Here is a 24,404-nt window from a genome sequence, read left to right as displayed (position 1 = left end):
TGCCGGCCATCACGGGTTATCGGGGATGTTGGGTTCGACCAGCTGCGCGAGCAGCGCCAGCGACTCCTGCCAGCCGAGATAACAGAACTCGACCGGGATTGCGTCGGGAATGCCCGTCTGCACGACGTGCAACTCGGTGCCGGTCATCACCGGCCTGAGCGTCACCGTCACTTCCATCTGGCCGGGCAGGTTGGGGTCTTCGAACTGGTCGTTGTAGCGGAGCTTCTCGTTCGGCACGAGTTCCAGATACGTGCCGCCGAAGGAATGGCTGCTGCCGGTGCCGAAGTTGGTGAACGACATGCGATAGCCGCCGCCGACGCGCGCGTCCATCGCGTGGACCTTGCCGGTGAAGCCGTGCGGCGGCAGCCATTTCGCCATCGCGTCGGCATCGAGGAAGGCGCGGTAGATGCGGTCGGCGGGGGCCTTGAGCACGCGGTGCAGAGTGACGGTTCCGGGCATGTCGTTCTCCTGGTTCAGGATGGTTGGAGGGGCCTTACGGAAACACGACGATCGGGGGGCGCAGTTTTCGACACCGTTGTGGGTGACGTAGGGTGGGCTCCAGCCCACCTTTCGCTTCGCCACGCTCTCCGGTGGCGGGACCACGCGTAGGGCGGGTCTCGACCCGCCGTCGCCGTGCCGGAAACGAGCGGCGGGTCGAGACCCGCCCTACACCGACCATGCGGTCATGCCGCCTGCGCCGACTCCAGGAAATCATTGGCGAAACGTTGCAGCACGCCGCCGGCCTCGTAGATCGATACCTCCTCGGCGGTGTCCAGGCGACACAGCACCGGCACTTCCACGCGCTCGCCGTTGCGGCGGTGGATCACCAGCGTCAGCATCGCGCGCGGCGTGCGCGCGCCGCTCACGTCGAAGGTCTCGGTACCGTCGATGCCAAGCGTCTTGCGGTCGGTGCCGGGCAGGAATTCCAGCGGCAGCACGCCCATGCCGATCAGGTTGGTGCGATGAATGCGTTCGAAGCCCTCGGCCACGATCGCCTCCACGCCCGCCAGACGCACGCCCTTCGCCGCCCAGTCGCGCGAGGACCCCTGGCCGTAGTCGGCGCCGGCGATGATGATCAGCGGCTGGCCGCGGTCCATGTAGGTCTCGATCGCTTCCCACATGCGCGTGACCTCGCCCTCCGGCTCGATGCGCGCGAGCGAGCCCTGCTTCACGTTGCCCGCTTCGTCGCGGACCATTTCGTTGAGCAGCTTCGGATTGGCGAAGGTCGCGCGCTGCGCGGTGAGGTGGTCGCCGCGATGCGTCGCGTACGAATTGAAGTCCTCTTCCGGCAGGCCCATCTTCGCCAGGTATTCGCCGGCGGCGCTGTCGAGCAGGATCGCGTTCGACGGCGACAGATGGTCGGTGGTGATGTTGTCGCCGAGCACCGCGAGCGGACGCATGCCGCTGAGCGTGCGTTCGCCGGCCAGTGCGCCTTCCCAGTACGGCGGGCGGCGGATGTAGGTCGACATCGGGCGCCAGTCGTACAGCGGGCTCACCTTCTCGCCGTGCTCCACGCGCACTCTGAACATCGGCTCGTACACCTGGCGGAAATGCTCGGGCTTCACACTCGACGCGACGATCGCATCGATCTCCGCGTCCGAGGGCCAGATGTCCTTCAGCGTGATCGCGCGGCCGTCGGCGTCATAGCCGAGTGCGTCCTTCTCGATGTCGAAGCGCACCGTGCCGGCGATCGCGTAGGCGACCACCAGCGGCGGCGAGGCGAGGAAGGCCTGCTTCGCGTACGGATGGATGCGGCCGTCGAAGTTGCGGTTGCCCGAGAGCACCGCGGTGGCGTACAGGTCGCGCTCGATCACTTCCTGCTGGATCTGCGGATCCAGCGCGCCACTCATGCCGTTGCAGGTGGTGCAGGCGAAACCGACGATGCCGAAGCCGAGCTGTTCCAGTTCCGGCAGCAGCTTCGCTTCTTCCAGGTACAGCTGCACGGCCTTGGAGCCGGGCGCGAGCGAGGTCTTCACCCACGGCTTGCGCGTCAGCCCGCGTGCGTTGGCATTGCGTGCGAGCAGGCCGGCGGCGATCACGTTGCGCGGGTTGCTGGTGTTGGTGCAGCTGGTGATCGCGGCGATGATCACCGCGCCGTCGGGCATCAGGCCCGCGGCTTCCTGCGTGCGCGCGGCGTCGAGATTGCCGGCAATGCCGCGCTCGGCAAGTGCGGAGGTCGGCAGGCGCTTGTGCGGGTTGGACGGACCGGCCATGTTGCGGACGACCGTCGACAGGTCGAAGGTCAGCGTGCGTTCGTACTGCGCGTGCTTGAGCGCGTCGGCCCACAGCCCGGTGTGCTTCGCGTAGAGCTCGACGAGCCGGACCTGTTCGTCGTCGCGGCCGGTCAGGCGCAGGTAGTCGATGGTCTTGTCGTCGATGAAGAACATCGCCGCGGTGGCGCCGTATTCGGGCGCCATGTTGGAGATCGTCGCGCGATCGCCCAGCGTCAGTGCGGCCGCGCCTTCGCCGCGGAATTCCAGGTACGCGCCGACGACCTTGGCCTGGCGCAGGAACTCGGTCAGCGCGAGCACGATGTCGGTGGCGGTGATGCCCGGTGCGGGCTTGCCGGTGAGTTCGACGCCGATGATGTCGGGCAGGCGCATCCATGAGGCGCGGCCGAGCATCACGCTTTCGGCTTCCAGGCCGCCCACGCCGACTGCGATCACGCCCAGCGCATCGACGTGCGGCGTGTGGCTGTCGGTGCCGACGCAGGTGTCGGGATAGGCGATGCCGTGGTCGTTGTGGACGACCGGCGACATCTTCTCCAGGTTGATCTGGTGCATGATCCCGTTGCCCGGCGGGATCACGTCGACGTTGCGGAATGCCTTCTTCGTCCACTCGATGAAGTGGAAGCGGTCCTCGTTGCGGCGATCCTCGATCGCACGGTTGCGCGCGAACGCATCGCGATCGAAACCCGGCGCTTCCACCGCGAGCGAGTGGTCGACGATCAGCTGTGTCGGCACCACCGGATTGATCTGCGCGGGATCGCCGCCCTTGTCGGCGATCGCATCGCGCAGGCCGGCGAGGTCGACCAGCGCGGTCTGGCCGAGGATGTCGTGGCAGACCACGCGCGCCGGGAACCAGGGGAAGTCGAGGTCGCGGCGGCGTTCGATCAGCTGCGCGAGGTACGCGTCCAGCATCGCCGGATCGGCGCGGCGCACCAGGTTCTCGGCATGCACGCGCGAGGTGTAGGGCAGCGTGTCCCAGGCGCCGGGAGACAGGGCATCCACCGCGGCGCGCGCGTCGAAGTAATCGAGCTGGGTGCCGGGGAGCGGCTTGCGGTGCTTCGTGTTCATGATCGGGCCTGGGCGGTGCGGGCCGCGCGGCGGAACCGCTGCGAGCGTGAGAAAGCGGCAATTATCCCGCAATCGGCGCGGGGGCCGTAGCCCGGGTAAGGCCGCAGGCCGCACCCGGGGGCGCCAACAAGGGCCGGCACCGTGGCGCCTGCAGGCGCCGGGCGCGTCCAGCGACGCTGCCAAGCGGGTCTGGTCGCGCGCGCTGCGCTCATCCGCGCTACACGTTCACGCTCTTGGTGGCGACCTGCGCACCTTCCTGGCGCAGCTGCCCGCCCTCCATCAGCAGCACGCGATCGGCCAGGAACTCCACCTCCGCGCGCGCATGGCTGACATACAGCATCGGGATCCGCGTCTCGTCCTTCACCCGCTTGAGGAACGGCAGGATCTGCTGCTTCAGGCGCTCGTCCAGCGAGGACAGCGGTTCGTCCAGCAACAGCAGGCGCGGCGAATACAGCAGCGCGCGGCCCAGGGCCACGCGCTGGCGTTCGCCGCCGGACAGCAGCGCGGGGCGGCGTTCGAGCAGATGGCCGATCTCCAGCAGCTGCAGCACGGTGTCGAGATCGAACAGGCGCCGCGACGGCGCCAGCCGCGCGTGACCGTACAGCAGGTTGTCGCGCACGCTCAGGTGCGGGAACAGTTGGCCGTCCTGGAACATCAGGCCGAAATGGCGCTGCCACGCCGGCACGAAGATGCGCCGCGCGCGGTCGACCAGCACGTCGCCGTCCAGGTGCAGGCTGCCCGATTGTGGCTTGAGCAGGCCGGCGATCAGCAGCAGCAAGGTGCTCTTGCCCGAACCGGACGGACCGAAGATGCCGGTCACGCCGCCTTCGATGCGCGCGGCCGCATCGAGACGGAAACCGCCGCGCGCGTAGGCGAATTCAAAGTTCAGCATGCGCGCCCCGGTGGTCGCCGAAACCGAGCCGGCGCTCGGCGCGCGCGCTGATCCAGTGGCTCGCGAGCAACGCGGCGACGGCCAGCGCGATCGACAGCAGTGCCAGGCGCATCGCACCGGCTTCGCCATCGGGCACATGGGTCAGCGAATAGATCGCCAGCGGCAGCGTGCGCGTCTGGCCGGGGATGTTGCCGACGAAGGCCATGGTCGCGCCGAATTCGCCCAGGCTGCGCGAGAAGCACAGCACGCAGCCGGCGATCAGTCCGGGCGCGGCGAGCGGCAGCGTGATCGTGGCGAACACGCGCCACGGGCGCGCGCCGAGCGTTGCGGCGGCGTGTTCCAGGCGCGCGTCGATCAGGCGGAAGGCGATGCGGATCGGCTGCACCATCAGCGGGAAGGCCATCACCGCCGAGGCGAGCACGGCGCCCTTCCAGTTGAAGGCGACGACGAGGCCGAAGCTGTTTTCGAGCCAGCGCCCGAGCGGCCCCTGCGTGCCCAGCAGCAACAACAGCAGATAGCCGGGCACCACCGGCGGCAACACCATCGGCAACTGCACCAGCGCATCGACGAGGAAGCGGCCGGCAAAGCGGCGGCGTTCCAGCCACCACGCGAGGGCGATCGCCGGCGGCAGACAGACCGCGGTGGCGCATAGCGCGACCCTGGCCGAGAGCCACAGCGCCTGCGTTTCCTCCGGCGACAGCCAGGTCGCCATCAGGGCACCAGCACCGTGAAGCCGTGGCGGCGGAAGATCGCCGCCGCCTGCGGCGTGCGCAGGAAGCGCAGGAACGCGCGCGCCTCGCGCCGTGCGTGCTTCGTCAGCGCGAACGGGTAGACGATCGGCGCATGCGTCTGCGCGGGAAGCGGCGCCACGACCACCACCGCGCCGCTGATGCGCGCATCGGTCGCGTAGACGATGCCGGCGCCGCATTCGCCGCGTTCGACGAAGGCGAGCGCGGTGCGCACGTCGTCGGTGCCGACGAGGCGGCCCTGCAGTGTCGTCAACCAGCCGAGTTGTTCCAGCGCCTGCTTCGCGTAGATGCCCGCCGGGACCACATCGGGTTCGCCGGTGCACAGCTTGCCGTGGAAGGCCGCGGCGATGCGGAAGTCCGGTCGCATGCGCGCGGTGAACGGCTTGCTCCTGGGCGCGATGAGCACCAGCGTGTTGCCGAGCAGGTCGGTGCGGGTGGCACTGTCGATGCGGCCGCGCCGGGCGAGGTAATCCATCCACTGGCGGTCGGCGGATGCGAACAGGTCCGCCGGCGCGCCGGCGTCGACCTGCTTGGCCAGCGTGGACGATGCGCCGAACGCGAGGCTCGGCTGCGGATGCCCGGCGCGACGCCAGTGCGCGGCCGCGTCGTTGAGCGCATCGGTCAGGCTGGCGGCGGCGAATACGCGCACGGGCGCTTCGGTCGCGCTTCCCGCGGCGTACAGCGGGCCGCACGACAACAGCAGGCCGAGGAGTAAGGCGCGGAGGACGCGCATGGGCAACGCCGTGGGAGAGGTGCGGCGATTCTGACGCAGTGTCCAGGCGGGGGCCATCGCGGGGGCAGCGGCGTGCTTCCTGCTGCGGCGTTCGGGGATTGCAGCACGGAGACGCGAAGCCGGAATTACTGAATGCACGGGTCGGAGCCGTTGGGGGGCGGTTGGAGCTCCTGAAGTCAGGCGATTTCGACGTTGCGCCTTGAGTTCCGCGGACAATCAGGTGTTTGTTTGCTGTCGATCCGCCTCGACTCCGCGAACCCTCAGTCGCCCGGTTCCTGCCGCGGATCCGCCGCGATCGCATCGACGCGCTCGTCGATCCACGCGCGGATGTCCGCGGGCAGGTCGAGCCCGCCGGCGGCATAGGGCTCCGGCTCGCGCATCAGGACGCGGTGTGCGGTGCGCTGCTCTGCCGCGGGAAGTTCCATCAGCCAGACGACATCACCGGCCACGAGCGTGGCGACGGGCACGCCATCGCGCCACAGCACGCGCGCGCCGAGCTGGCGCGGCACCTTCGTCCCGGCGACGACGGTGCCGACCAGGTTGAGCGGATCCAGCGCCGACAGCGCCAGCCATTCGCCATCCGGCGCGCGCTTGCGCATCTGGCGCAGCGCGGCGATCGCCTCGGGCAGGGCGAACTGTTCGCCCGACAGGCCGGCGATGAAGCGGCCACCGCGGATCTCGCCGCGGGCCTCGAGGCGGTGGTACACGCGCAGCAGGTCGCGCCACGGCGGCAGCCACGGCGCCTCGCGTTCGAGCACGCGCCAGCAGACGACGCCGTAGCGGCGCAGCAGGGTGCGGGCGATGTGGTCGAGGGTGTCGGCCGTCTCCGTATCGGGCTTTCGCTCGTCATCCCCGCGCAGGCGGGCATCCGGTGTCTTTGCCTTCGCGTTTGCTCTCGCCGTTGTTTTCGCCGCCGCCGGAGAAAAAGCGAAAGTCGCCGGATCCCCGCCTGCGCGGAGATGACGATCCGGAGGCGACGCGGCGCCGGGCTGGGCACGCGCGACACGTCGCGTCAGCGTCCACCGCCCTGCATCCTCGATCCCCATCAGCGCGGTGCGACGTCCGCGACGGCCGAAACCCGTCGGCCGCTTCGACTGCGGCACCAGCAAGGCGCGCAGCCCGGCGAAGCTGTCGCAGGTGACGCGGCCGCGCGCGACCAGTTCGGCCAGTGCGTCCTCCAGTTCGGCATGCAGCAGGTGCGCGCCGCCAACGAGTTCGTCGAAGAACGAAGCGCCGTGGTCCCTGAGGTAATCGGCGACGCGCTGCGCGCGCGAGGACAGCGCGGGGCCGTCGTCGAGCGCGTCGGCGGTGAGCGGCGTCCACAGCGGCAGGTGGCGGCGCGGCAGCAGCACGATCGGCGTGGCGCGCACGGGTGCGGTGCGGCCGTTACCGCTCGCGCTGTCCGATGTCGCGCCGCGCAGGCGCGTCCACGCGATGCGGCCCGCGGTGCACAGGTCGTCGAGCCAGGAGATCGAATAGTCGTTGACGCGCGCCGGCAGCAGCTCGGCTTCCCACGCCACCGCGGGCGCTTCGAAACCTTCCAGCTGCGCGAGCACGCCCGCCAATGCTTCCGGTCCGCTCACGCGCGCCGGTTTCGCCACGCGCTGCCATTCGAACAGGAAGCGCATGAAGTCGCGCGGATCCACCGGCTCGATCTCGCGCCGCAGCTTGCCGATGGTGTAGCGGTGGATGCGCGCGAGCAGGTGGCGTTCGCACCACTCTTCCTCGATCGCGTGCGGCGAGAAGCGCCCGCGCATCGCGTAGCCCTCGGTCTCCAGCTTCACCAGGGCGAAGTCGATATCCGATTGCGGCAGCGCCAGCGATGCCGCGAGCGTGGCCGCCGGCGTCGGCCCGAGGCCGGTCAGGCGCGAGCGCAGCAGTTCGACCAGCGCGTCCTCGCGGGTCCACGCTTGTTGCGCGAATTCGGCCGGGGCTTCGATCGCGGGTTCGCGCCTGGCGCCGGGGTGGAGGGCGTCGGCCTGCGGCAGGCGTTCGGCGGGGAACCACAGGCCTTCGCCCACCTGCAGCCGCGTGGCGCGATGGTCCTTTGCCAGCCGCTGCAGCCACGGCGTCCACGCATTCGCCCCGGCCTCGTCGTGGGTGACGCAGCCCAGGCCCATCAACGCGTCGTGCATCTCGTCGGCGTTGCGTACCTGCGGCCAGGCCTGCGCGCGCACTTCCTCGATCGCGCCCGGGTCGAGGCGGCCGAGGTCGTCGGCGCTGTCGGCGTCGGCGTAGCGGCGCGCCATCACCGCCTGGGTGCGACGTTCCTCCAGCGGCGCGTCGTCGAGGAAGGCGTACGGGCGCGCGTTGAGCGCTTCGGCGGCGAAGGGCGAGGGTGCGGTGAGGTCGCGTGCGACGACTTCGACTTCGCCGCTTTCCATCCGGCGCAGCAGCTGCAGCCAGCCCTCGGTGTCCATCGCCTCGTGCAGGCAGTCGTCGAGCGTCTGCGCGACCAGCGGATGGTCGGGCACCTCGCGCTCGCCGACGATGTTCTCCAGGCACGCCACCTGGTCGGGGAACACGGTCGCGAGCAGGTCCTCCGACTTCATCCGCTGCAGCTGCGGCGGCACCTTCTTGCCGCCGACGAAGCGCGGCAACGCCAGCGCGGTGGTCGCGTTCCAGCGCCAGCGCACGCCGAACAGCGGGGCATCCAGCAACGCCTGGACCAGGATGTCTTCCGCGGACGACGAATGCAGGTATTTCGACACCTCGATCAGCGGGAAGCTGTGGCTCGTCGACAGCGACAGCACGATCGCGTCCTCGGTGGCCGCGGCCTGCAGCTCGAAGTTGAACTTGCGGCAGAAGCGCTTGCGCAGCGCCAGGCCCCAGGCGCGGTTGAGGCGGCTGCCGTAGGGCGAGTGGATGATCAGCTGGGTGCCGCCGGATTCGTCGAAGAAGCGTTCCAGCACGATTGTGCGTTGGGTGGGCATCACACCGGTGGACGCCTGCTGGCGGCCGAGGTAGTCGGCGAGCTGGATCGCCGCAGCGGGAGTGAGGCCGACTTCGTCGACGAGCCAGCGCGCGGCCTGCGCGGTGACGGCGCCGTCGTTGATCACGTCGGCGAGCTGGGCGATCGAAGCCGCTTCGCTGGTGTTTTCTTCAATCCCGGAATGCTCGCTGCCGTTCCCTTCTGCTTCGAGGTGCTCGCTGCTGTTCCCTTCAGCTTCGAGGTGCGCGACGTTGTTCCCTTCTCCCTCCGGGAGAAGGTGGCGCGCAGCGCCGGATGAGGGTCCGACGGAGGTGTCGTGCGTGCCGTTTGCGGTTTTCGAGCCGCGCTCGCTGATGTCTTCGCGCGAGGTTCCGGCATCGTCGCTTCGCCCGACCCTCACCCCCGGCCGGCCCGTCGGCATGGCCGGCGGGCGTTCGTCGGAGCGCGCGCCAGTGGCGCGCAAGCGCTCCTCCTCACCCCCTCTCCCGTCGGGAGAAGGACTCAACAGTGCCGCCACTTCCCCGCGCAACCGCGAAACCCCCCGCGAAAGTTCATCCGTCCGCCCCGGCGCCTCGCCCAGCCAGAACGGGATGCTCGGCGGCATGCCCTGCGCGTCTTCCACGCGCACGCGGCCGGCCTCGACGCGCAGGATGCGGTAGCTGGCGTTGCCCAACTGGAAGATGTCGCCGGCGATGCTCTCGATGGCGAAGTCTTCGTTGATCGTGCCGATGTTCTGCGACTGCGGCTCGAGGATGACGCTGTAGTCGGCGGTGTCGGGGATGGTGCCGCCTGACATCACCGCGGTCATGCGTCCGCCGGCGCGGCCGCGCAGGCGCCTGTGCACGGCGTCGCGGTGCAGGTAGCCGGCGCGGGTGCCGCGGCGCGTGGTGAAGCCGTCGGCGAGCATCTTCACCACGGCGTCGAAGTCCTTGCGTTCGAGCTTCGCGTACGGCCAGGCGCGGCGGAACCAGTCGAACAGCGCGTCCTCCTCCCATTCGCGCGCGGCGCATTCGGCGACGATCTGCTGCGACAGCACGTCCAGCGGCGCCGGCGGGATGATCACCGCGTCGAGTTCCCCGCGGCGCACGCAGTCGAGCAGCGCCGCGCATTCGGCGAGGTCGTCGCGCGAGGACGGGAACAGGCGGCCCTTGGGCACGCCGCCGACGTGGTGGCCGGAACGGCCGACGCGCTGCAGGAAGGCGGCGATCGCGCGCGGCGAGCCGAGCTGGCAGACCAGGTCGACGTCACCGATGTCGATGCCCAGCTCCAGCGACGCGGTCGCGACCAGCACCTTGAGCTGGCCGTTCTTCAGCCGCTGCTCGGCGTCCAGGCGCAGTTCCTTGGCGAGGCTGCCGTGGTGCGCGGCGACGTGCTCCTTGCCCAGGCGCTCGCCGAGGTGGCGTGCGGCGCGTTCGGCCATGCGCCGGGTGTTGACGAAGACGAGGGTGGTCGAATGCTGTTCGACCAGCTCGGCCAGGCGCGTGTACACCTGCTCCCACTGGTCGTTCGACATCACCGCCTGCAGCGGCGTGGGCGGCACTTCCAGCGCGAGGTCGCGCTGTTTCGCATAGCCGATGTCGATGATTTCGCAGTCGGGCGTGTTGTCCGCATCGACGTAGGCGCCGCCGACGAGGAAGCGCGCCACTTCGTCGATCGGCTTCTGCGTCGCGGACAGGCCCACGCGGGTGATGCGGCGCCCGCACAGCGCTTCCAGCCGCTCCAGCGACAGCGCGAGGTGGCTGCCGCGCTTGCTCGCGGCGACGGCGTGGATTTCGTCGACGATCACCGTGCGCGCGGTCGCCAGCATCGCGCGGCCGGAATCCGAACCCAGCAGCACGTACAGCGACTCGGGTGTGGTGACGAGGATGTGCGGCGGCTTCCTGCGCAACTGCGCGCGCTCGCCCTGCGGCGTGTCGCCGGTGCGCACCGCGGTGCGGATCTCGACGTCGGGCAGACCCTGGCGCGCGAGCTCCTCGCGGATGCCTTGCAGCGGCGCTTCGAGGTTGAGGTGGATGTCGTTGGACAGCGCCTTCAGCGGCGAGACGTAGACGACGTGGGTTTCGTCGGAGAGCCCCTGGTCGAGGCCCTCGCGTACCAGCGCGTCGATCGCGGAGAGGAAGGCGGTGAGCGTCTTGCCCGAGCCGGTCGGCGCGGCGACCAGGGTGTGGCGGCCGGAGCGGATCGCCGGCCACGCCTGCGCCTGGGCTTCGGTGGGGCCGGGGAAGGTGCGCTCGAACCACGCCGCGACGGCGGGGTGGAAACCAGCGAGCGGGGAGGCGGGGGACGACACACCGGCATTATCCCGCCCGGGCGCGGGACGGGCCTGAATGGTGCCGGCGCTGCCCTCAAAGGTGAAGTTCAGGCGGATCTGGCCCTGCATGCGGCGAGGATGCGGGGGTGGTGTCTCATGTCGTGAGACGGCGCGGGCCGGGAGCTGCTCGGCGTAGCGTCCACAACAGCAACAGCTTCCGCGCCCAAGGGCGCGGGTCACTTTCTCTTGCTTGCCCAAGAGAAAGTAACCAAAGAGAAGGGCCCCCCGAATGCTCGCGCCCTCCGCTTCGCTCCGGGTCCGCGGACGGGTCGGGACTTTCGAAGCGACATCCATGTCGCTTCGAAAAGCGCGCGACGTCCTGTCGCGCGCCCCTGCGGGGTCTGATCCGTCCCGCCCGCCGCTGCGCCACGGGGCCCCCGGAAGCAAAGGCGAGTGCAACGGCGCGCCTGCCGCTTCGCCGGCAGCGAAGGGCCGTCGCGGTTTCGTGGCCGCCCGCTGGCACCTCCTCGCAGCGCCCCCCACAATGCCCCACATGAACGACTCCGCGACCTCCCTCCTCGACACCGTCGAACACGAAACCGGCCCCGCGCCGCAATGGAGCGTGCTGTGGCTGCACGGCCTGGGCGCCGACGGCCACGACTTCGCGCCGATCGTGCCCGAGCTCGTGCGCAAGGGCTGGCCCGCGCTGCGCTTCGTCTTCCCGCATGCGCCGGTGCGCGCGGTGACGATCAACAATGGCGTGCGCATGCGCGCCTGGTACGACATCCGCGACCGGAACCTCGCCAACCGCGCCGACGAGGCCGGCCTGGAGGAGTCGGTCGCACAGACCGAAGCCCTGATCGCGCGCGAAGCCGCGCGCGGTATCCCGGCCTCGCGCCTGCTGCTGGCCGGCTTCTCGCAGGGTGGCGCGATCACGCTGGCCACCGCGCTGCGTCGCACGCAGCCACTGGCCGGGATCATCGGGCTGTCCACCTACCTGCCGATGGCGGAGCGGTTGGTGCGCGATGTCACGACTGCAGCGCCGTCGCAGCCGCTGTTCATGGCGCACGGGCAGTTCGACCCGGTGGTGCCCTATGCCGGCGGCGACTTCGCCGCGCAGCGGCTGCGCGAACTGGGCTTCGCGATCGACTGGCACGCGTATCCGATGGCGCACCAGGTCTGCGCGGAGGAGATCCGCGACCTCGGCGACTGGATGCAGCGCCGTTTCGAAGCCGCGGGCGACGGCGGCTGACCGCAGCCATGGCCGAGCGCGCGCCGAGCGAACCCTGGCTGCCGGACCTGTGCCGGCTGCCGCGGCTGGCGGTGATGCTGGGCATGGCCGAACTCGTCGTCGTCGTGCTCGCCCTGGCGCCGGGTGGCGCGCACTGGGACATCGACCGCTTCGTCACCGGCAGCGCGTTCTCGCTGTGGCTCGCGCTTACCGCCTCGGTGCTGTTGTGCGTGTCGCGGCAGTGGCTGTCGAAGCTGTCGCAGCCGGTCGGCGCCGCGGTCGCCTTGTTCGGCAGCGGCGCCGTCGCGGCGCTGGGCGCCTCGATGGCCTACGTGATCGACGACAGCCTCGGTTACGGCCTGGTGCCGAACAACGTGTCGATGCCGCGCTTCCTGTGGGGCTCGGCCGCGACCACCACGCTGATCGTCGCGGTCGTGCTGCGCTACCTCTACGTCAACGACGGCTGGGCCGCGCAGGTGCGCGCCAGCGCGCGCGCCGAAGCCGATGCGCTGCAGGCGCGCATCAAGCCGCACTTCCTCTTCAACAGCATGAACACCATCGCCGGCCTGGTGCGCAGCGATCCGGTGGTGGCCGAACGCGCGGTGCTGGACCTGTCGGATCTGTTCCGCGCCGCACTGGGCGCGGGCGAATCCGATTCCACGCTGCGCGAGGAAATCGAGCTGTGCGAGCGCTACTTCGCGATCGAGCAGCTGCGCCTGCGCAACCGCCTGCGCGTGGCCTGGCGCAAGGCCGAACCCCTGCCGTGGCGCATGCCGATGCCGCGCCTGGTGCTGCAACCCCTGCTCGAGAACGCGGTGCTGCATGGCATCTCGCGCCTGCCGGGCGGGGGCGAGGTGGAAGTCGAGCTGGCGCAGGTTGGCGACGAACTGGCCATCTGCATCCGCAATCCGGCGCCGCCGCCGCGCGAAGGCGATATCCTGCCGACGCTGGATGCCGGCAACGATGCGCCGCGGACGGGCAATCGCCACGCACAGTTCAGCATCGCCCAGCGCCTGCGCTATGCCTACGGCCCGGGGGCCCGGATGACCGCGGCGTGGCACGAGGGCTACTATCAGGTCGACCTGAGGCTGCCGGTCGCCACTGCAGGCGCCGGATCGCCGGAGGGCACCGGCACGGCAAGCAAGAGGACCGCATGAAGGTAGTCATCGCCGACGACGAGCCCCTGGCACGCGAACGACTGCGCGACCTGCTGGCCGAGATCAAGGGCGTGGAGGTCGTCGCCGACGCCGCCGATGGCCACGAAGCGCTGCATGCCTGTGCCACCCACCATCCCGACCTGGTGCTGCTCGACATCGCCATGCCGGGCATCGACGGCCTGGAAGCCGCGCGCCACCTGGCCGCCTTCGAGCCACGGCCCGCGGTGGTGTTCTGCACCGCCTACGACGCGCATGCGTTGTCGGCGTTCGAAGCGGAAGCGATCGACTACCTGGTCAAGCCGGTGCGTCCCGAACGCCTCGCCGCCGCGATCGACCGCGTGCGCACCTTTGCCGCCGGACGCGGCCAGGGCACGACCTCGCCCACCGCGCCGACGCAACGCCGCACGCACCTGTGCGCGCGCCTGCGCGGCAGCCTGCGCCTGATTCCGCTGGAGGACGTGCATTACCTGCACGCGGAAGAGAAGTACGTCATCGTCCACCACGCGCGCGGCGAGGACCTGATCGAGGAATCGCTGAAGTCGCTGGAGGAGGAATTCGGCGAGCGCTTCGTGCGCATCCACCGCAACTGCCTGGTGGCGCGGCACGAGATCGTCGAGCTCAAGCGCAGCCCCGACGGCCATGTGCAGGCGATCCTGCGCCATGGCAAGCAGCCGCTGGAGGTCAGCCGGCGGTGCGTGGCGGGGTTGCGGGAAACGTTGAAGCACCTCTGACGTTTCTGCGGGTTTTGCTCTCCGCCCTTGCTCTTCGCCCTTGCTCTTCGCTCTTGCTCTCGCCTTTGCTCGTCATTCCCGCGAAAGCGGGAATCCAGTGACTTTGCTCTTGAAGCTCTGAATCTTTGAAGCTTTGAAGCTTTGAAGCTTCGAAGCAACAACAAAGGCTTTCGCGCCTGCGGCGCGAGTTACTTTTCTTTGCTTGCCCAAAGAAAAGGTAACCAAAAGAAAGGGCACCCCGAATGCTCGCGCCCGGTGCGCGCCGCGCACCGGGTCCGCGGTCGGGCCGGGGTTTTTCGACAGGACATCCCTGTCCTGTCGAAAAATGCGCGGCGTCCTGCCGCGCACCCTTCGGGCCTGATCCGTCCCGACCGCCGCTGCGCCACGGGGCCCCTTCAGGGTCAACAGCAACAGCAAGTTCGACTGCAACACAGCAACAGCAACAGCAACAGCAACAGCAACAGCAACAGCAACAGCAACAGCAGCAACTAAAGCTGCAACCGCAACCGCAACCGCAACCGCAACCGCAACCGCAGGCGCAGCCGCAACCGCAACTGCAACTGCAACCGCAACTGCAACCGCAACCGCAACCGCAACCGCAACCGCAACCGCAACCGCAGGCGCAGCCGCAACCGCAACTGCAACCGCAACTGCAACCGCAACTGCAACCGCAACTGCAACCGCAACTGCAACTGCAACTGCAACTGCAACTGCAACTGCAACTGCAACCCCCACCACTGCCGTATCGCTGCAACCGCAACCGCAACCGCAACCGCAACCGCAACCGCAACCGGGGCCGGAACTGCCACCCTCGACTCGCTGAAGCAGCGGCGGAAGTTCAGCGCGAGTCGCCGGAAGCCCTCGCTAGCGCGCGCCAACCGCAATACCCGCTGCGGACCGGCCGCCGGGTTCGCCGCCGCCGCGAAGATGGGGCTCGCCCGCGAGTTCCCATCCATGCAGACCCGTGCTCCGCGGCTCGCAAGCGATCGGCCGCCCAAACCGGCGATAATGGCCGCATGAAACCGCTGCTCCGCATCGCCACCCGCAAGAGCCCGCTCGCCCTGTGGCAGAGCGAACACGTCGCCGCCGCGTTGCGTGCGGCGCATCCGGGCCTGGAGGTGGTGCTGGTGCCGATGAGCACGCGCGGCGACGAAGTGCTCGATCGCTCGCTGGCCGCAATCGGCGGCAAGGGCCTGTTCCTCAAGGAACTGGAGCTGGCGATGCTGCGCGGCGAAGCCGACTGCGCGGTGCATTCGCTCAAGGACGTGCCGATGGAACTGGAGCCCGGCTTCGCCCTGCCGGCGATCCTGCAGCGCGCCGACCATGCCGACGCATTCGTCAGCAACCATCACGACAGCCTCGCCGCGCTGCCGCAGGGCGCGGTCGTCGGCACTTCCTCGCTGCGCCGGCAGGCGCAACTGCGCGCGCTGCGTCCCGACCTGCAGCTGCGCGACCTGCGCGGCAACGTCAACACGCGCCTGGCCAAGCTCGATGCCGGCGACTACGACGCGATCGTGCTCGCCTGCGCAGGCCTGCAGCGCCTCGGTTTCGATGCACGCATCCGCGCACGCATGGACGCGCCGCAATGGCTATCGGCGCCGGCGCAGGGCGCGATCGCGATCGAGTGTCGCGACAGCGACGAGACGATCCGCACCCTGTGTGCCGCGCTCGACCATGCCCCCACACGCACCTGCGTGGAAGCCGAGCGCGCGATGAACCGCGCGTTGCACGGCAGTTGCCACGTGCCGGTCGCCGCCTTCGCCTGGCTTGCGGGCGAACACCTGCATCTGCACGGACTGGTGGGCTCCGCCCACGACGGCCGCGCCGTGCGCGCGCAGGGCGAAGGACGCGGCGACGCACCGGAGGGGCTCGGCCTGCAAGTCGCGCAGATGCTGCTCGCGCAAGGCGCAAGCGAGCTGATCGCCGCGCACCCGTAGGGCGGGCCATCCGCGGGGGAGGCATTTGCAGGAACGGCCCAAGGCTGCGAGGGCGATGCCGCACATCGGTGATGCGGTGCCTCGCCCTGCGGGTCGCGCCCATGGGCGCTCCTACGCTGGATGCGTCGCGCTCAGAAGTAGCGCCGCAGGCCCAGCCACGCTTCGGCGGTATCGGTGCCACTGGCGCCGAGCGAGTCGTAGCGGATGACGTAGTCGCTTTCGATCAGCCAGTCGCGGGGCAGGGTCACGTCCAGTCCGAACATCTGCTTGACGAAGCGTTCGCCCTCGCCGGTCTCGAACTGCACGCGCTGGCTCCACAGCGCGCGGCCGCCGAAACGGTGGCCCAGACTGATGCCGCCGCGCAGCACCGGCCCTGGCACCGCGACGCCGTCGTCGTAGGCCGGTGCAAGGCGGTAGCCCGCGCCCACTTCGACGCCCACGCGCGTAGCGCCGTCGCGCACCAGCTGCATGCCGTAACGCGTGCCGATGCGTGCGCCGTTGGAATACGACGAATGCGAATCGCGCGGACGCGCCGGTGCGCTCAGCCCGCGGATCCCGCGCATGCCCGGCAGGCGCGGCGAGGGCCGCGCGGCCACCGGCAACGGCCGGAGTTCGCGTTCCCATTCCTCGTCGCCGCAACGCAGCTGCAGGCAGCCGGGGCGGAACCAGATCGGGTCGATCCGGAATACCTCGGCCGGCAGCTGGCTCGCCTGCAGCGCGGGCACGGCCGCGGTGTCCTGCACGGGCAGCGTGAGGGCGGGAGCGAGCAGGGCGGCGGCGAACCAGGAGGCGGGCATCGCGAAGGCGGTGGCGGCGCTGGAATACGGCCGGCGGATTATGCCAAGCCGCACCGGCGCGTCCGCTGTGCCGATGTGGCTCTCAGTAGTAAAGCGTGACCAGGTGCCGGGCCTGGGCGAAGAACAGCCAGCGTTCGACGCCGGCGCCGGCCAGCGCACTCAAGGCTGCAGCGGCCAGCCACGGCGCCGCATCGACGTGCACGAACAGCCACACCGGCACCAGCAGCAGCGCGGGCAGCACCGCGAACAGCATGACGGCGATCTGCCGCAGCCGGCGCGCGTGCCGGCGCGCGAGCACGAAGCCCATCTCGCGGGTGAGGTAATTCGTTTCGGTGTGCGGACGCTCGAACACGTCGACGCTCCGCCCGGGCAGGCCCACCGCATCGGCGCGGCGCATCGGCAGCGGCGTCGTGTCGATGTCGCGCCAGTAGCGGTGCTTCACGATCGCCAGCACGATCGCGCCCGCGATGCCCGCCATCGCCGCACCGTTGCCGATGCCGCCGTCCCAGGCGAGCAGGGTCGCGCACAGCAGGCCGCCGGTGAGCAGCGCGAACAGCAGGTAGACCGGCACCACCGCGCGATGGCGCCAGGCGGGAATGGGCTTGAGTGAGGCGTAGATCATCGCGGTGCAATACACGGTCGCCAGCGTGCACGCGATCAGCGCGAGCGCGGCGACGGTGCGTGTCGCGACGACATGCGGCGCGGGCGTCACCGGATGCGCGGCGATCGCCGCGCCGAGCAGTACGACAGCCAGCGCCAGCGCGGGCACGCAGGTGAGCACCGCCATCACGCCCTCGCGCGACAGCCACGAGGTGCGCCACTGCCAGAACGCGCGCCAGGCCCGCGCCGGCTTTCCCAGGTGTGCGAGCGAACTGAGCAGCCCGACCGTCGCCAGTGCGAGGCCGAGCATGACGCCGGCGAGCGGCGACCAGGAGCGGCCCCAACCCGCCAGCGCTGCGACGGCGCTCCACAGCAGCAGGCCATAGCCGGCGCCGGAGAGCGTGGTGAAGAAGATGACGGAGAAGGCGGGGTTCATGCGATGTGATCGTCCACTCAGCGCGACAACACACGATCGAGCCAGCGCAGCACTGGCGGCAGCGCTGCGGTGTCGAGCGATTCGGTGGCGGGTTCGACGGGCTTGTCGGTCTCGCCGGCGCGCCGTGGTCGCGGCGGCAGGTAACGGTTGACCGGCTGGTAACCCAACTCCGGCATCAACGCGACACCGCCGCGTTCGGCGACCAGCTTCGACACCTTCGACTCGGGATCGCCCAGATCGCCGAAGTGGCGCGCGCGGGTCGGGCACACCTGCACGCAGGCGGGCTCGCGTTCGGCCTCGGGCAGCTTTTCGTTGTAGATGCGGTCGATGCACAGCGTGCATTTCTTCATCACGCCTTCGACGTGCGAGTACTCGCGCGCGCCGTACGGACACGCCCACGAGCACAGCTTGCAGCCGATGCACTTGTCCTCGTCGACCAGGACGATGCCGTCCTCCGCGCGCTTGTAGCTGGCGCCGGTCGGGCACACGGTCACGCACGCCGGCGTTTCGCAGTGCAGGCACGAGCGCGGGAAATGCAGGGTCATCGCCGGCTGCGCGGCGAGCTGCTGCGCGAGCGGCGCGTTCGAGCTGCAGGCGGAGGCCGAGGTGCTCTGCGCGAAGTTCAGCGCCTGCTCGCCCGGATCGTGCGCAGGCGTGGTGAAGTCGGTGGCCGCGATCTCGTAGCTGTGCACGCGGTTGAACCACACGCCACTGGGATCCTTGCCGTACGGCTGCTCGTCGGTGAGCGGCGCGGCGAAACCGCCGGCGTTCCATTCCTTGCAACCGACCGCGCAGGCGTGGCAGCCCACGCAGGTGTCGAGGTCGATCACCAGGCCCAGCTTCTTCGTCGACGGAGGCGGCAGCGTAGTCACTTCTTCGCGCCTCCCTTGTTCGAGCCGCCTTTCAGCAGCCACAGACCGATGACGAAGGCGCCCAGCGCCAGCAGCACACTGGGCATCAGGCCGATCAGCACGTCGCGCATCGACGCGGCGCCCTTGGGCAGGCCGCCGATCGGATCGATCACGCCGTAACCCAGCAGCAGGATCAGGGCGAAGCCGAGCCCCACGCACAGGTAGCCGGCGAACCTGCGTGCGTTCATGCCTGTTGTTCCTTCTTGCGCTGCGCGCGGAAGCCAGCGCCGTAGCGCAGCGGCCGGTTGTCGGCTTCACCGAGCGCCAGCGGCGCGAACTGCGGCTCGCTCTGTTGCATCGGATCGTCGGCCCGGGCGATGCGCACGCGCAGGTCGAACCACGCCGCCTGCCCGGTGACCGGATCGGCGTTGAAGTAATCGCCGCGCGGGGTGATGTCGCTGATCAGGTGATTGAGCAGGAAGCCCTTCTCGCCTTCCGGCGCGTCCTTGCCCAGGCGCCACGCGCCACGGCGCTTGCCGATCGCATTCCACGTCCACACCGTGTCGGGCTGCACGTTGCCGGCGAATTTCGCCTGCACCGTGATCGTGCCGTGATGCGAAGTCACGTCGATCCAGTCCTCGTCGGCAATGCCGTACTTCGCGCCGGTCGCCGGATGCAGGTAGAGGTAGTTGCGCGTGGCGATCTGCCGCAGCCACGCGTTCTGCGAGCCCCAGGCGTGGTACATGAACATCGGGCGCTGGGTGATGGCGCTCAGCGGGAAGCGGTTGTCGACGTCCTCGATCTGTTCGCCTTCGAACGGTTCGTACCACATCGGCAAGGGATCGAAATACGTCGCCACGCGCTCGCGATGCTGCGCCGGCGGCTGCTGCGCGCCGAAGCCGAGCGCGGCGAGGCGGAACTTCTGCAGCGTCTCCGAATACAGCTGCAAGGTGATCGGCGCGGTGCCGGCGAGGAAGCCCATCTTCTGCGCCCACTGCAGATAGCCGCGGTTGGCCATCTTGTAATAGCGCGCCTCCTCGGGAATCTCGCTGCGCCAGAAGCCGCCGTTGTCGATGTAGCGCTGCAGCTGATCCGGATTCGGCGCGCCCTTGGCTTCGAGCGAGCCGTCCTCGCCGCGCCAGCCGGCGAGCAGGCCCACGCCCGGCGCGCGTTCGTGGCGCTGGATGTAGTCGGCGTAGTCGCGGTACTTCGGCGAGCCGTCCTCGTTGCACAGGCCCGGCAGACCGAGCCGTGCGCCCAGTTCGATCAGCACGCTCTGGAAGCCGCGCACGTCGCGGCCTTCACTTTGCGTGGCGGCATCGAGCACCGGATGCCGGATCGCATCGATCGCCGCATCCGCATCCGAGATCGGCCGGTCGAGCAGCGAGATCGCATCGAAGCGTTCGAGATAGGTCGTATCGGGCAACACCAGGTCGGCATAGGCGACCATCTCCGACGCGTACGCATCGGCGTAGATGATGCGCGGGATCTTGTAATCGCCGGCCTCGTCCTTGTCGGTGAGCATCGCGATGGTCTCGCGCGTGTTCATCGACGAGTTCCAGCTCATGTTCGCCATGAACATCATCAGCGTGTCGATCCGGTACGGATCGCCCGCCCAGGCGTTGCGGATCACGCCGTGCATCATCCCGTGCGCCGCGAGCGGGTACGCCCACGAATACGCGTGATCGATGCGGCGCGGGTTGCCGTCCGCATCGACGACCAGATCCTCCGGCGCATGCACGAAGCCGAGCGGCGCCGCATCGAGCACGCCATTGGCCTGACGGGCCTTGCCCGGGCGGTTCGGCGGTGCGATCGGCTTGGGGAACGGCGGCTGGTAGCGGAACGAACCCGGCGTGTCCACCGCGCCCAGCAGCAGCTGCAGCAGGTGCAGCGCGCGGCAGGTATGGAAGCCGTTGCTGTGCGCGCTGATGCCGCGCATCGCATGCATGGCGACGGGGCGGCCGATCATCTCCTCGTGCGCGCGGCCGTGCGCGTCGGTCCACTGCACCGGCAGACGGATCTCGTGGTCGAACGCCGCTTCGGCCAGTTCGCGCGCGATGCGACGGATGGTGTCGGCGGGGATGCCGCAGCGTTCGCTGACCGCGTCGGGCGAATACTGCGGGTCGAGATAGCGCTCGACGATTAGGTGGAACACCGGCACGGCGCGGCGGCCGTCGGGCAGAACGTATTCGCCGACCACGGCGGGAGAGACGCCAATTGCGTCAGCGCGCGCTTCTGCGCCCTCCCTTTCGCGCAGCGAAGGGGAGGGTTGGGGAGGGGTGCCTTTGCTGTTGGTTTTGCGGTTGCCCTCAGCAGGATCAAGAGCGACCCCCTCCCAGCCTCCCCCTTCGCTACGCGAAAGGGGAGCGGCGGACGCGTCGCTTCGTGCAGACGCGCCGCGATCCCAACACAGCGGATGCCCCTCGGCATCGCGCGCAAACAACCCATCGTCCCCGCCATGCGGGTTCTGCACCACCAGCCAGTGCGCATTGGTGTAGCGCACCAGGTAATCCAGATCGATGCGGCCCGCCTTCAGCAGCTCATGGATCAGCGCGAAGGCGAACAACCCGTCGGTACCCGGCCGGATCCCGATCCATTCGTCGGCGATTGCGCCGTAACCGGTGCGCACGGGATTCACCGCGACGATCTTGGCGCCGTGCGCCTTGAGCTTGCCCAGGCCGAGCTTGATCGGATTGGAGTCGTGGTCCTCGGCCACGCCCCACAGCATCAGGTACTTCGCGTGCTCCCAGTCGGGCTCGCCGAATTCCCAGAACGAGCCGCCCAGCGTGTACAGCCCGCCCGCGGCCATGTTCACCGAGCAGAAGCCGCCGTGCGCGGCGTAGTTGATCGTGCCGAACTGCTGCGCCCACCAGCCGGTCAGCGCCTGCGACTGGTCGCGTCCGGTGAAGAAGGCGAGCTCGTCGGGATTGCGTTCGCGGATCGGCGCGAGCCAGGACGTCGCGATGTCCAGCGCCTCGGCCCATTCGATCTCGCGGAACTCGGCCTTGCCACGCTCGCCTACGCGCAGCAGCGGCTTGCCGAGCCGCGCCGGCGAATAGTGCTGCATGATCCCGGCCGAGCCCTTCGCGCAGAGCACGCCCTTGTTGACCGGATGCGCGGGATTGCCCTGGATGTAACGCACCTTGCCGTCGGCCAGCCACACCTTGATGCCGCAGCGGCAGGCGCACATGTAGCAGGTGGTGGTCTTGACCTCGTCGCCGGGAGACGGCGAGTAGTCGATCAGGGGTTCGGCAGGCGCGCGCATCCGCGCATTGTAGGGCGGGTTTCAACCCGCCGGCTTTTGGTCGAGTCCCAATCACGCCAGGCAAGCGTTTTGCGATGCCCGTGTTCCGGGAATTCACCGTGCGTCGGGCGGCCGGTCGAGCGGCGGATCGAGACCCGCCCTACATTTGCGCACGTGGGCACGTGCCGCGTGGAGTCGACTTGAACCCTTCCTAGGGCGCCTCGATGCGGATCGCCGGGTCGTCGAAGCGCGAATAACGGATCGTGGTGCGCGCGTGCGTGCCGCCGGCATCGCCGACCACTTCGATCTTCAGCGGATAACCGTCGTCGCCGACCCACAGCGTCGATTCGCCCGGCGTGGGCGCGGTCGTGCGCAGCAGGTACTTCTTCGCGGACTGGCCTTCGACGCTGTCGCTGCCGAGCGCCTCGACGGTCATGTTCGCCTTGTTCTCCGCGAACCGTGCGGGATCCCGGTAGCCGGTGATCTGGCCCTTGGGCAGCGGGACTTTCATGGTGTGGCCGTTGGCCGTCATGTACATGGTGTCGCCGATCACGTGCTGCGTGCCCATCGGCGTCTTCATGCGATAGCGGTCGGGGGCAACGAAATCCATCTCGATGGTCATCGCGCCGCGATCGCTCGCGGTCTCCATGGTGGCGTGGTAGCTCTTCACACCGAGGAAGCGGTCCATCGCGCGGCCGACTTCGTCTTTCGCGCCGAGCGGATTCGCCACCGGGGCGATCGTCGCGGCGCTTGCCGTGGCGGCCGATGCCGCCGATTCCGGCGCCGGCGGCGCATCGCGTTTGCAGGCGGCGAGGCCCGCGGCCAGGGCGGCGGCTAGCAACAGCGGGCGCGAAACGGTCATGTCGGCTCCTGGAACAATAGGTGCGCACGGAAAGCGCGGGACACGCTGCCATGGACAACGCCAAAGGCGCAGGTGCTCCGGCCAGGCGGCTGCAACCGGGAGCCGCCCATGTTTTGCCATACTGGCACGCCCCGGGATGCGCGCGTCCCGCGGTCCTTCCCCTCGCTCGCCTGCCGGCACTCCGATCATGGAACGCATCGAACGCATCCACGCCCTGCATCGCATCCTCAGCGCCTCGCGCTATCCGGTCACGGTGCAACGCCTGCAGGAAGACCTGGAGTGCTCGCGCGCCACCGTCTACCGCGACCTCGCCTATCTGCGCGATTACCTGATGGCGCCGGTGGTCGGCAACGGCGAAGCCGGCTTCCAGTACGACCACAAGGAAGCGCAGCGTTTCGAACTGCCGGGCCTGTGGCTGAGTTCGGAAGAACTGCACGCGCTGCTCGCCGCGCAGCAGTTGCTGATGCGCAGCGGCGGTGGCGTGCTGTCCAATGCGCTGGCGCCGCTGCAGCAGCGCATCGAAAAACTGCTCGACGAACACGCCGGCGGACGGCGCCTGCCGGTCGAACGCGTGCGCGTGGTGCCGCATCGCACCCGCCGCCTCGACGAGACCGCGTTCCGCATGGTCGCCACCGCCGTGCTGGACCGGAAGCAGCTCGTGTTCGAATACCGCGCGCGTTCCACCGACGAGAAGACCCGCCGCACGGTGTCGCCGCAGCGCCTCACGCATTACCGCGACAACTGGTACCTCGACGCGTGGGACCACGACCGCGACGCGCTGCGCAGCTTCTCGGTCGATCGCATCGGCGCCGCCAAGGTGCTGGAAGACACCGCGCGCGACGTGCCGGACGAGGAGCTCGATCGTCACCTCGCCTCCAGCTACGGCATCTTCTCCGGCACGCCCAAGGGCTGGGCGACGATCGTGTTCAGCGCCAAGGCCGCGCGCTGGGTCGCCGACGAGCACTGGCATTCGCAACAGCAGGGCCGCTACCTGCCCGACGGCCGCTACGAACTCAAGCTGCCCTACAGCGCCGGCCGCGAACTGCTGATGGACGTGATGCATTACGGCAGCGATGCCGAAGTCGTCGAGCCGGCGTCGCTGCGCGAACAGGCGCGCTCGCTGCTGGCGCTGGCGCTGAGCAATTACGAACGCTGAGCTGATCACATTCCGCGTGATCCGTAGCCCCGGGTAAGCACAGCGCACCGGGGGGCTTCTCGCGATGCCGCGTGATCAGGCCCGGGTGCGGCCTGCGGCCTTACCCGGGCTACATGAAGGCAACGTTCGGCGACTGTCGCAGCCCCTGAGATGCCCCGGCACGAGGCTGGCTCCATCCACAGGGAGCCCGCGTCATGCGCCAGTCCGACACCGCCATCCACGACGAATTCCAATCGCGCATCGCCACCGCGCTGCGTTACGCGCTGGCCATCGGCGCCACCCTGGTGTTGCTGTTGCCGGGCGCGCGCGGTTTCAGCGACACCGTCGGCTGGCTGCCGCTGTGGCTGCTGGCGATGCCGGCGATGGCGCTGTGGGCGCTGCACGGTTTCCCGTTGCCCGGTCGGCACGCGACGGAAGCGCCGGCGACGCGTCGGCGCCGCAGCGGTCCGCAGGCGCGTCGACGCGTACGCACGCTGGCGCGGCGGGCGCTGGCCCGCGCGGCCTGAGCGGGCCGGCGCCGGCCTTCACGCCAGCGCCCCGATCGGGCAA

General features: G+C 69.5%; 19 protein-coding genes and 2 pseudogenes. 6 read left to right on the top strand and 15 right to left on the bottom strand.

The annotated features are described in order from the left end of the window. Positions 1-9 precede the first annotated feature (9 nt). From ACFPN1_RS09370 to ACFPN1_RS09340, 7 genes and pseudogenes are all read right to left on the bottom strand, one after another. Complete coding sequence (locus ACFPN1_RS09370) at positions 10-459, bottom strand: SRPBCC family protein (RefSeq protein WP_386754627.1); 450 nt, start codon at positions 457-459, stop codon at positions 10-12. Between the two features lie 224 nt (positions 460-683). Beyond that, positions 684-3,296, bottom strand: coding sequence for a Fe/S-dependent 2-methylisocitrate dehydratase AcnD (gene acnD, locus ACFPN1_RS09365; RefSeq protein ID WP_386754626.1), 2,613 nt, complete (start codon positions 3,294-3,296; stop codon positions 684-686). Positions 3,297-3,513: 217 nt separating this feature from the next. Further along, a complete protein-coding gene (gene modC, locus ACFPN1_RS09360; protein WP_386754625.1) occupies positions 3,514-4,188 on the bottom strand; it encodes a molybdenum ABC transporter ATP-binding protein in 675 nt (224 codons plus the stop codon). Then, on the bottom strand, positions 4,175-4,900 hold the full coding sequence (gene modB, locus ACFPN1_RS09355) for a molybdate ABC transporter permease subunit (protein ID WP_386754624.1): 726 nt from the start codon (positions 4,898-4,900) through the stop codon (positions 4,175-4,177). Before modB ends, modC begins: the two co-directional genes overlap by 14 nt. After that, positions 4,900-5,670 carry a molybdate ABC transporter substrate-binding protein gene (modA, locus tag ACFPN1_RS09350; protein ID WP_386754623.1) on the bottom strand — a complete coding sequence of 257 codons (771 nt, stop codon included), beginning with the start codon at positions 5,668-5,670 and terminating at the stop codon, positions 4,900-4,902. Before modA ends, modB begins: the two co-directional genes overlap by 1 nt. 260 nt (positions 5,671-5,930) lie before the next feature. Next, a pseudogene (locus ACFPN1_RS09345) lies at positions 5,931-8,702 on the bottom strand (Lhr family helicase); the annotation flags it as partial. A 387-nt stretch (positions 8,703-9,089) separates the two neighbouring features. Next, positions 9,090-10,892: pseudogene (locus tag ACFPN1_RS09340) on the bottom strand (DEAD/DEAH box helicase); the annotation flags it as partial. A gap of 505 nt (positions 10,893-11,397) precedes the next feature. Between ACFPN1_RS09340 and ACFPN1_RS09335 the strand changes: the two are divergent. From ACFPN1_RS09335 to ACFPN1_RS09325, 3 genes are read left to right on the top strand one after another with little or no spacing between them, the layout of a single operon-like run. Then, the gene (locus ACFPN1_RS09335; protein WP_386754622.1) at positions 11,398-12,105 is read left to right on the top strand and encodes an alpha/beta hydrolase; all 708 of its coding nucleotides are present in this window, start codon (positions 11,398-11,400) and stop codon (positions 12,103-12,105) included. 8 nt (positions 12,106-12,113) lie between these two features. After that, complete coding sequence (locus ACFPN1_RS09330; RefSeq protein ID WP_386754621.1) at positions 12,114-13,241, top strand: sensor histidine kinase; 1,128 nt, start codon at positions 12,114-12,116, stop codon at positions 13,239-13,241. Continuing rightward, positions 13,238-13,972, top strand: coding sequence for a LytR/AlgR family response regulator transcription factor (locus tag ACFPN1_RS09325; protein WP_386754620.1), 735 nt, complete (start codon positions 13,238-13,240; stop codon positions 13,970-13,972). Before ACFPN1_RS09330 ends, ACFPN1_RS09325 begins: the two co-directional genes overlap by 4 nt. 72 nt (positions 13,973-14,044) lie before the next feature. Here ACFPN1_RS09325 and ACFPN1_RS09320 read toward each other — a convergent pair whose 3' ends face one another. Beyond that, entirely contained in the window at positions 14,045-14,389 is a 345-nt protein-coding gene (locus tag ACFPN1_RS09320) for a hypothetical protein (RefSeq protein WP_386754619.1), read from the bottom strand. A 71-nt stretch (positions 14,390-14,460) separates the two neighbouring features. Then, the gene (locus tag ACFPN1_RS09315) at positions 14,461-14,700 is read right to left on the bottom strand and encodes a hypothetical protein (RefSeq protein WP_386754618.1); all 240 of its coding nucleotides are present in this window, start codon (positions 14,698-14,700) and stop codon (positions 14,461-14,463) included. A gap of 288 nt (positions 14,701-14,988) precedes the next feature. Between ACFPN1_RS09315 and hemC the strand changes: the two genes are divergently transcribed. Next, positions 14,989-15,909, top strand: coding sequence for a hydroxymethylbilane synthase (hemC, locus tag ACFPN1_RS09310; protein ID WP_386754617.1), 921 nt, complete (start codon positions 14,989-14,991; stop codon positions 15,907-15,909). Positions 15,910-16,040: 131 nt separating this feature from the next. Here hemC and ACFPN1_RS09305 read toward each other — a convergent pair whose 3' ends face one another. The 6 genes from ACFPN1_RS09305 to ACFPN1_RS09280 form a co-directional block, all read right to left on the bottom strand. After that, positions 16,041-16,760: a DUF481 domain-containing protein gene (locus tag ACFPN1_RS09305; RefSeq protein WP_386754616.1), complete on the bottom strand. Its 720-nt coding sequence runs from the start codon at positions 16,758-16,760 to the stop codon at positions 16,041-16,043. Between the two features lie 28 nt (positions 16,761-16,788). Next, complete coding sequence (locus ACFPN1_RS09300; protein ID WP_386754615.1) at positions 16,789-17,742, bottom strand: dimethyl sulfoxide reductase anchor subunit family protein; 954 nt, start codon at positions 17,740-17,742, stop codon at positions 16,789-16,791. 17 nt (positions 17,743-17,759) lie between these two features. Beyond that, the gene (locus ACFPN1_RS09295; RefSeq protein WP_386754614.1) at positions 17,760-18,614 is read right to left on the bottom strand and encodes a 4Fe-4S dicluster domain-containing protein; all 855 of its coding nucleotides are present in this window, start codon (positions 18,612-18,614) and stop codon (positions 17,760-17,762) included. Next, on the bottom strand, positions 18,611-18,841 hold the full coding sequence (locus ACFPN1_RS09290) for a hypothetical protein (protein WP_386754613.1): 231 nt from the start codon (positions 18,839-18,841) through the stop codon (positions 18,611-18,613). The genes ACFPN1_RS09295 and ACFPN1_RS09290 overlap by 4 nt, the downstream gene beginning before the upstream one ends. Beyond that, the gene (locus tag ACFPN1_RS09285) at positions 18,838-21,858 is read right to left on the bottom strand and encodes a molybdopterin oxidoreductase family protein (RefSeq protein WP_386754612.1); all 3,021 of its coding nucleotides are present in this window, start codon (positions 21,856-21,858) and stop codon (positions 18,838-18,840) included. The genes ACFPN1_RS09290 and ACFPN1_RS09285 overlap by 4 nt, the downstream gene beginning before the upstream one ends. Before the next feature lie 190 nt (positions 21,859-22,048). After that, positions 22,049-22,699, bottom strand: coding sequence for a LolA family protein (locus tag ACFPN1_RS09280; RefSeq protein ID WP_386754611.1), 651 nt, complete (start codon positions 22,697-22,699; stop codon positions 22,049-22,051). Between the two features lie 187 nt (positions 22,700-22,886). Between ACFPN1_RS09280 and ACFPN1_RS09275 the strand changes: the two genes are divergently transcribed. Beyond that, the gene (locus ACFPN1_RS09275) at positions 22,887-23,855 is read left to right on the top strand and encodes a helix-turn-helix transcriptional regulator (protein ID WP_386754610.1); all 969 of its coding nucleotides are present in this window, start codon (positions 22,887-22,889) and stop codon (positions 23,853-23,855) included. 194 nt (positions 23,856-24,049) lie between these two features. Further along, positions 24,050-24,361 carry a hypothetical protein gene (locus ACFPN1_RS09270; protein ID WP_386754608.1) on the top strand — a complete coding sequence of 104 codons (312 nt, stop codon included), beginning with the start codon at positions 24,050-24,052 and terminating at the stop codon, positions 24,359-24,361. The last annotated feature ends 43 nt before the right edge of the window (positions 24,362-24,404 follow it).

The sequence above is a fragment of the Lysobacter yangpyeongensis genome (genome assembly GCF_042655745.1).
GTDB lineage: Bacteria > Pseudomonadota > Gammaproteobacteria > Xanthomonadales > Xanthomonadaceae > Agrilutibacter > Agrilutibacter yangpyeongensis.
The sequence above is the reverse complement of the archived record's forward strand: the minus strand, read 5'-3'. Positions and strand labels throughout refer to the sequence as shown.

Excerpts from the sequence above, each read along its gene's own strand:
- ACFPN1_RS09300 (WP_386754615.1), bottom strand. The coding sequence starts at position 17,742 with ATGAACCCCGCCTTCTCCGTCATCTTCTTCACCACGCTCTCCGGCGCC.
- acnD (WP_386754626.1), bottom strand. The coding sequence starts at position 3,296 with ATGAACACGAAGCACCGCAAGCCGCTCCCCGGCACCCAGCTCGATTAC.
- modA (WP_386754623.1), bottom strand. The coding sequence starts at position 5,670 with ATGCGCGTCCTCCGCGCCTTACTCCTCGGCCTGCTGTTGTCGTGCGGC.
- hemC (WP_386754617.1), top strand. The coding sequence starts at position 14,989 with ATGAAACCGCTGCTCCGCATCGCCACCCGCAAGAGCCCGCTCGCCCTG.
- ACFPN1_RS09330 (WP_386754621.1), top strand. The coding sequence starts at position 12,114 with ATGGCCGAGCGCGCGCCGAGCGAACCCTGGCTGCCGGACCTGTGCCGG.
- ACFPN1_RS09285 (WP_386754612.1), bottom strand. The coding sequence starts at position 21,858 with ATGCGCGCGCCTGCCGAACCCCTGATCGACTACTCGCCGTCTCCCGGC.
- ACFPN1_RS09370 (WP_386754627.1), bottom strand. The coding sequence starts at position 459 with ATGCCCGGAACCGTCACTCTGCACCGCGTGCTCAAGGCCCCCGCCGAC.
- ACFPN1_RS09275 (WP_386754610.1), top strand. The coding sequence starts at position 22,887 with ATGGAACGCATCGAACGCATCCACGCCCTGCATCGCATCCTCAGCGCC.
- modB (WP_386754624.1), bottom strand. The coding sequence starts at position 4,900 with ATGGCGACCTGGCTGTCGCCGGAGGAAACGCAGGCGCTGTGGCTCTCG.
- ACFPN1_RS09290 (WP_386754613.1), bottom strand. The coding sequence starts at position 18,841 with ATGAACGCACGCAGGTTCGCCGGCTACCTGTGCGTGGGGCTCGGCTTC.
- modC (WP_386754625.1), bottom strand. The coding sequence starts at position 4,188 with ATGCTGAACTTTGAATTCGCCTACGCGCGCGGCGGTTTCCGTCTCGAT.
- ACFPN1_RS09325 (WP_386754620.1), top strand. The coding sequence starts at position 13,238 with ATGAAGGTAGTCATCGCCGACGACGAGCCCCTGGCACGCGAACGACTG.
- ACFPN1_RS09270 (WP_386754608.1), top strand. The coding sequence starts at position 24,050 with ATGCGCCAGTCCGACACCGCCATCCACGACGAATTCCAATCGCGCATC.
- ACFPN1_RS09280 (WP_386754611.1), bottom strand. The coding sequence starts at position 22,699 with ATGACCGTTTCGCGCCCGCTGTTGCTAGCCGCCGCCCTGGCCGCGGGC.
- ACFPN1_RS09335 (WP_386754622.1), top strand. The coding sequence starts at position 11,398 with ATGCCCCACATGAACGACTCCGCGACCTCCCTCCTCGACACCGTCGAA.